The sequence below is a fragment of the Gluconacetobacter azotocaptans genome, assembly GCF_014174355.1.
In the GTDB taxonomy this organism is placed as follows: domain Bacteria; phylum Pseudomonadota; class Alphaproteobacteria; order Acetobacterales; family Acetobacteraceae; genus Gluconacetobacter; species Gluconacetobacter azotocaptans.
Genome location: NZ_JABEQF010000009.1, coordinates 126044 through 132383, shown reverse-complemented (window position 1 = coordinate 132383; position 6340 = coordinate 126044). Strand labels below are relative to the sequence as shown.

Genomic DNA, 6340 nt, shown 5'->3' with positions numbered 1-6340 from the left:
GCGAACAAGAACGCGGTGCCCTTCGACCCGGAAAAGCCGGCGATCACCTCGGGCATCCGCCTGGGCAGCCCGGCGGCCACCGCGCGCGGCTTCGGCGCCGACGAGTTCCGCCAGACCGGGCTGATGATCGACGAGGTGCTGACCGCCCTGGCCGAACGCGGCGAGGACGGCTGCGCCGACATCGAGGCCGCCGTTCATCACAAGGTCAAGGCCCTGTGCGCCCGCTTCCCCATCTACCGCTGAGCGTCCCTCTGGGGCAGGCAGGCCAGGCAGGACCGCAATGCCAGTCGTGATCCAAACCCGGAGTGGCGCGGGCATCGCGGCGATCCTGCCCGACCTGGCGCGCCTGCGCATCGCGGTGTTTCGCGAATGGCCGTACCTGTATGACGGCGGCGACCCGGCGTACGAGGAACGCTATCTGGACGTCTATGTCCGCAGCCCGGCCGCCGCCATCGTCACCGCCGCCGATGGGGGCCGGATCGTCGGCGCGTCGTCCTGCCTGCCCCTGCGCGACGAGATGGCGTGCATCCGCGCGCCGTTCGAAGTACGGGGGCTGGATCTCGACCGCTTCTTCTATTTCGGCGAATCGGTCCTGCTGCCGGCCTGGCGGGGTCAGGGGCTGGGCGTGCGCTTCTTTGCCGAACGCGAACGCCATGCCCGCACCGGCACGGCGGAATTTGCGGTGTTCTGCGCCGTGCGCCGCCCCGACACCCACCCCGGCCGCCCGTCGGACGCGCCCTCGCTGCACGGGTTCTGGGGGCGCCGGGGCTTTCGCCCGCTGCCCGGCATATCCTGCATGCTGGACTGGCGGGAACCGGGCGATACGGCCGAGCGCGCGCATGCGCTGGATTTCTGGATCAAGCCCTTGCGGGACGCACCGGTGCCCGCCCGCCTGCTGGACCCCGCCCCGCCTGACCACGACCCGGAAGGACTTTGCCCATGACCCGTCCCCTGCGCCTGGGCGTGCTGGCCTGGCAGGTCGAGCGCGTCGCCTCGCTCGACGCCTATGCCGTCCATCTCGACCGGCTGGTGGCCGAGGGCGCGGCCGGGGCCGACCTGCTGCTGATGCCGGAATATGCCTGCATGGAGGCCGCCGGCGCCCTGACGACGCAGCCCGACCCGACGGCGGAGTTGCAGGCGTTCTGCCGCCACAGCGACGACGTGCTGGCCATCATGCGCGACGCCGCCCGTCGCCACGGCGTCTGGCTGATGCCCGGCACCCTGCCGCGGCCCGAACCCGGCCGCATTCGCAACCGCGCACCGCTGATTGCGCCGGACGGGCGCGTCGCCTTCCAGGACAAGCACGTCATGACCCGGTTCGAAACCGAATCCTGGGGCGTGCAGGCCGGCGATCCGCCCGGCGTCTTCGAAACCCCGTGGGGCCGCATCGGGGCGGCGGTCTGCTACGATTCCGAATTTCCCACCCTCACCCGCGCACAGATCGAGGCCGGGGCCTGGCTGATCCTGGTGCCGACCTGCACCGATACCATGCACGGCTTCAACCGCGTGCGGATCTCGGCCCGCGCGCGGGCGCTGGAAAACCAGTGCTTCGTCGCGGTGTCGCCCACCATCGGCGCGGCGCCGTGGCTGGCGACACTGGACGACAACCATGGCGCGGCCGGCATCTACGGCCCGATGGATCGCGGCTTCGCCGCCGACGGCATCGTGGCCGAAGGCCCGAACGATACGGGGGGCTGGGTCTTCGCCACCCTCGACCCCGCGACGCTGGAGGCGGTGCGCCAGGACGGGGCGGTGCGCAACTGCCGCGACTGGCCCCGCCATGTGCCCCCCGCCGCCGCCAATGGCTTTTCCGCCTGACCTCTTTCCCCTGACCACACGAGGCCCCCCATGTCGATTGACACGACCCGCGCCCTGATCGAAACCTATTACGCCACCTTCAACGCCGGCGACCGCGACGCCTTCCTGGCCCTGCTGGACGACGAGGTAGCGCACGACATCAACCAGGGCGGGCGCGAGGTCGGGCGGGACCTGTTCCGCACCTTCCTGGCCCGGATGGACCGCTGCTATCGCGAGACCATCACCGATGTGGTGGTGATGGTGAACGCCGACGGCACCCGCGCCGCCGCCGAATTCGTGGTGCATGGCACGTACCTGGCCACCGACGACGGCCTGCCCCCGGCATCGGGCCAGACCTACGTACTGCCGGCGGGCGCGTTCTTCACCATCCGCGACGGCAAGGTCGCGCGGATCTCCAATTTCTACAATCTGCCGGACTGGACACGACAGGTGACCGGCGACGCCTGACGCCGCCTTGGGGCCGGGTTCGAAACGACCCGGCGCCAAATTGAGCGCATGCCGGTCCTAGACCAGAATATGTCGCCAGGGGACAAGTAGGGATCCGACACGCTCCCTAGGCTCGATCCTGCCTCGCAACGAGGTGTCGGCTGCACGGGAGCATGACATGATGCGTTTCAGACCCGCCGAAGCCGCCGGACGCCCCTGCCTGCGGGTGGGCGTGATCCTGGCGGAAAATTTCACGCTCTCGGCCTTTTCGCTGTTCATCGACCATCTGCGTCTGGCCGCCGACAAGAACGACAACAGTCGCCCCATCCTGTGCCGCTGGCAGATCATGAGCAGCCGGCCCGATCCGGTGCGTTCCAGTTGCGGGGTCGCGGTGGCGCGCAATTCCGATTTCTGCGACCCGACCGAATTCGATTACATCGCCGTCGTCGGCGGCCTGCTGCACGGCCGGCGGCAGGTGGACGACGCGACCATCCGCTATCTGCGCCGGGCGGCGGATACCGGCGTATCGCTGATCGGCATCTGCACCGGCGTCTTCGTGCTGTGCCGCGCCGGCGTGATGCGCGACCGCTCGTCCTGCGTCAGCTGGTATCACCGCCAGGATTTCGCCGAGGAATTTCCCGACCATCACGTGGTCAGCGACCATATGTTCCTGGTCGACGGCGACCGCATCACCTGTTCGGGCGGGGGCGGGGCCGCCGACCTGGCGCTGCATCTGATCGAACGGCATCTAGGCCGGCCGGTAGCCAAGAAGGCCAGCCATGTGCTGCTGCTGGACCGCCCCGCCCGCAGCAGCCGCGCGCCGTTGCAGCCCCACCCCCCGGTCATCGACGAAATCAGCCACATCGCCGATCCGCGCGTCCGCCGCGCGGTGCTGGAGATGGAGCAGAACATGGCCGAACCCATCCCCATCGCCGACCTCGCCGGCCGGCTGGGCATTTCGTCACGCCAGCTGGAACGGCTGTTCCACACGGTGCTGGGGGTCAAGCCCACCAATTTCTACCGTCTGATCCGCCTGCGTTATGCGCGCGCGCTGCTGCAACAGGGCGAATTGTCGGTGACCGAGGTCGCGGTCGAGACCGGGTTTTCCGACTGCGCCCATTTCTCGCGCCAGTTCAAGTCGATGTTCGGCCACAGCCCCAGCGACCTGCGCACCAGCCGGGGCCGGCTGGCCGCGGGGGCGCCGATCCTGCTGCCCGAACGCCCCAGCGAGCGCGCGGGCGTGCGCCTGTTCGAGGAACGCTGAAGCATGTCCGCACCCGGCAGGCTGGTCCTGATCGTCACCTGCGTCAGCCAGACCGGCATCGTCGCGGCCTATTCCCGCTATCTGTTCGAGGTCGGCGGCAATATCCTGGAAATCAACCAGCATAACGACCTGGCCAGCGGCCGCTTCTTCATACGGATCGCCTTCAGCCTGCCCGACGGCGAACATGACCCCGCCCACCATCACGCGGCATTGTCGGCGCTGGCGGACCAGTTCGACGCCGACTGGTCCCTGCGCGACCAGGCGACGCGCCGCCGGGTGCTGATCATGGTTTCGCGCTTCGATCACTGCCTGGCCGACCTGCTCTATCGCTGGCGCATCGGCGAACTGGCGATGGAGCCGGTCGCCATCGTTTCGAACCACCCGCGCTCGGCCAATGCGTCGGTGGACACCGGCGACATTCCCTTCTACCATCTGCCGATTACCCCCGCCGCCAAACCCGCGCAAGAAGCGCGCCTGTGGTCGCTGATCCAGGACACGGGGGCCGAACTGGTGGTGCTGGCGCGCTACATGCAGGTCCTGTCGGACGACATGTCGGCGCGGCTGGCCGGACGCTGCATCAACATCCACCATTCCTTCCTGCCCAGCTTCAAGGGCGCACGCCCCTACCACCAGGCCCATGCCCGCGGGGTGAAGCTGATCGGGGCCACGGCGCATTACGTCACCACCGACCTGGACGAAGGCCCGATCATCGAACAGGACGCCGAACGGATCAGCCACTCGGACACCGCCGAAGACCTGATCCGCAAAGGACGCGACGTCGAACGCCGCGTCCTGTCGCGCGCCGTCCACTACCATCTGGAAGACCGGGTAATCCGCAACGGCCTGCGGACGGTGGTGTTTCCCGACTGACTCGGGCGGGGTTGTCTATACCCCGGAATCGGACATCGGATTGCGCGGCACGTAGGCTCAGGTTATCCCTTCTGAGGACAGATGAGCCAAAAGCAGCCGCTTCGATTGCGTTGCGCCGGGAGATGCTATTGGGCAGTTGGCCGCGGAGCGCCCGCCAAGGTTAAGGTCGGCCTTCCACGGCCAGGAGACGCCCCATGCGCATGTATCAGGTAGATGCTTTTACGGAGCGGCTTTTTGCGGGAAACCCTGCTGCTGTTCTCGTCCTCGACGACTGGCTGCCGGATGATTGTATGCTTGCGATCACCCAGGAGAACAACCTCGCCGAAACTGCTTTTGTCAAAGCACGGTCCGATGGTGCATGGGATTTGCGTTGGTTTGCCCCGGTGCATGAAGTCGATTTCTGTGGCCACGCCACCCTTGCAACGGCACATGTGCTGCTGACGGAAATCGGAGCGCAAGCCCCGCTTACCTTTCACACGCGCGTTGGCGAATTACGGGTCTCCAAAAACCGGTGCGGCTATCGGCTGGACATTCCTCGCCTTCCGCCAGTGGCGCTGGAGGCGCTTCCGACCGAGATCGCCACTATTTTCGCCCATCCTCCCGTCCGCATCTTCCGCAACTTCGAAAACATCTTCGTCGACCTCGGTAGCGCAGATGCCGTGCGCAATTTTGTGCCTGACCTTGCAGCGATTGCCCGGCTCGGATCTGTGGGCCTTGTCGTGACCGCGCAGGAGGGCAACGGAGGCAAGGCACACTTTGTATCCCGTTATTTTGTTCCCGGAGCCGGCATTCCGGAGGATCCGGTCACAGGTTCGATCCACGCTACACTTGTCCCGTACTGGGCCGAGCATCTGGGAAGAAAAAGACTCATGGCCTTTCAGGCATCAGCACGCGGCGGATGGCTTGATTGCGAACTGACCGAAGATCGCGTCCTTTTGGTCGGAAATGCCGTAACCTTCATGCAAGCCACAATCTATCTACCAGAAACTGTTGCGTAGATGATCCCGGACACGACCGCCTTGCCGACATAGTGGGCAATCAGGAACTTTATAGAATATCCATTATTCGGATCGGAAACTGAGCCGCTGAACGATGGATAACAGATTGGTTCAAAGACCGGAGGGCGATCGAATCGGCGCGGGCGAAACGGAAATATCATGCCGCTGGATTACTGGAAGTCCACGACGGTCGGGTACCCCGGCGGAATGCTGCAACCCGCCGATTTTTCGATATTCAGGGACTGGTTCGTGCGGAACGGCGAACCCCGATTGGCCGGGGTGGAGCTCGCACACATATACTCCAACAGTTTCAATCCTACGCGGCACGTACCGCCCTGCCCCCGATCCTGAATGAAACGACTGGGTTTCCAAAGGGCGATGCCCTTTGGCGGGTTTCAGGGCAGCGCCCTGAGGCAGACGCCCCTCAGTCCGGAAACGTAATCATCAGCGGTTCCACCCCGATGGCCGCCAGGACGCGCTTCAGCTCTTCGACCGACAGGGACAGGGTAGCGGTATTGTCCATCGGGTGGCAGGTCACGCGCCCGGCCGCCAGCAGGGCGGCGTCGATGGCGAAGCGCACCGCGTGGCCGGGGTCGGCGACGAGGCTGAGCGGCCCCAGCGCCCCCGGCCGGGTGCCCAGGCATGATTCCATCAGCTCCGCGCTGCCGAAGGACAGGCGCTTGGCCCCGATCATCGGGGCCAGCGCCTTCATGTCCACCTTGCGGTCCATCGGCAGCGTCACCAGGAACAGCGCGCCCTTGGCGTCCTTCAGGAACAGGTTCTTGGTATGCGCGCCCTCCAGCGCCGCCCAGTAGGGCAGCGCGTCCTCCACGCTGTGGACGGCGGGGTGCGCTACCGATGGCGGGTCGATATCCAGACGCGCCAACAAGGCCTGTAGCTGGGCCGGCACGCCGGTAACCCGATCCTCGACCGATGATGTTGCGTCCATGATGTTTCTCTCTTT

Annotated in this window: 7 protein-coding genes and 1 pseudogene; 7 read left to right on the top strand and 1 reads right to left on the bottom strand. The window is 66.3% G+C overall.

The window, feature by feature from the left end; translation table 11 throughout:
- From glyA to HLH34_RS12875, 7 genes and pseudogenes are all read left to right on the top strand, one after another.
- Positions 1 to 243 (top strand): annotated as a pseudogene (gene glyA, locus HLH34_RS12905) (serine hydroxymethyltransferase); the annotation flags it as partial.
- A gap of 37 nt (positions 244 to 280) precedes the next feature.
- Positions 281 to 943 carry a GNAT family N-acetyltransferase gene (locus HLH34_RS12900; RefSeq protein ID WP_183119990.1) on the top strand — a complete coding sequence of 221 codons (663 nt, stop codon included), beginning with the start codon at positions 281 to 283 and terminating at the stop codon, positions 941 to 943.
- Entirely contained in the window at positions 940 to 1818 is an 879-nt protein-coding gene (locus HLH34_RS12895) for a carbon-nitrogen hydrolase family protein (RefSeq protein WP_183119989.1), read from the top strand. The genes HLH34_RS12900 and HLH34_RS12895 overlap by 4 nt, the downstream gene beginning before the upstream one ends.
- A gap of 30 nt (positions 1819 to 1848) precedes the next feature.
- Complete coding sequence (locus HLH34_RS12890; RefSeq protein ID WP_183119988.1) at positions 1849 to 2265, top strand: ketosteroid isomerase-related protein; 417 nt, start codon at positions 1849 to 1851, stop codon at positions 2263 to 2265.
- A gap of 157 nt (positions 2266 to 2422) precedes the next feature.
- A complete protein-coding gene (locus HLH34_RS12885) occupies positions 2423 to 3508 on the top strand; it encodes a GlxA family transcriptional regulator (RefSeq protein WP_220792165.1) in 1086 nt (361 codons plus the stop codon).
- Positions 3509 to 3511: 3 nt separating this feature from the next.
- On the top strand, positions 3512 to 4378 hold the full coding sequence (gene purU, locus HLH34_RS12880) for a formyltetrahydrofolate deformylase (RefSeq protein WP_183119987.1): 867 nt from the start codon (positions 3512 to 3514) through the stop codon (positions 4376 to 4378).
- A gap of 194 nt (positions 4379 to 4572) precedes the next feature.
- The gene (locus HLH34_RS12875) at positions 4573 to 5376 is read left to right on the top strand and encodes a PhzF family phenazine biosynthesis protein (RefSeq protein ID WP_183119986.1); all 804 of its coding nucleotides are present in this window, start codon (positions 4573 to 4575) and stop codon (positions 5374 to 5376) included.
- A gap of 424 nt (positions 5377 to 5800) precedes the next feature.
- Here HLH34_RS12875 and HLH34_RS12870 read toward each other — a convergent pair whose 3' ends face one another.
- A complete protein-coding gene (locus HLH34_RS12870; protein WP_183119985.1) occupies positions 5801 to 6325 on the bottom strand; it encodes a prolyl-tRNA synthetase associated domain-containing protein in 525 nt (174 codons plus the stop codon).
- Positions 6326 to 6340: the final 15 nt, after the last annotated feature.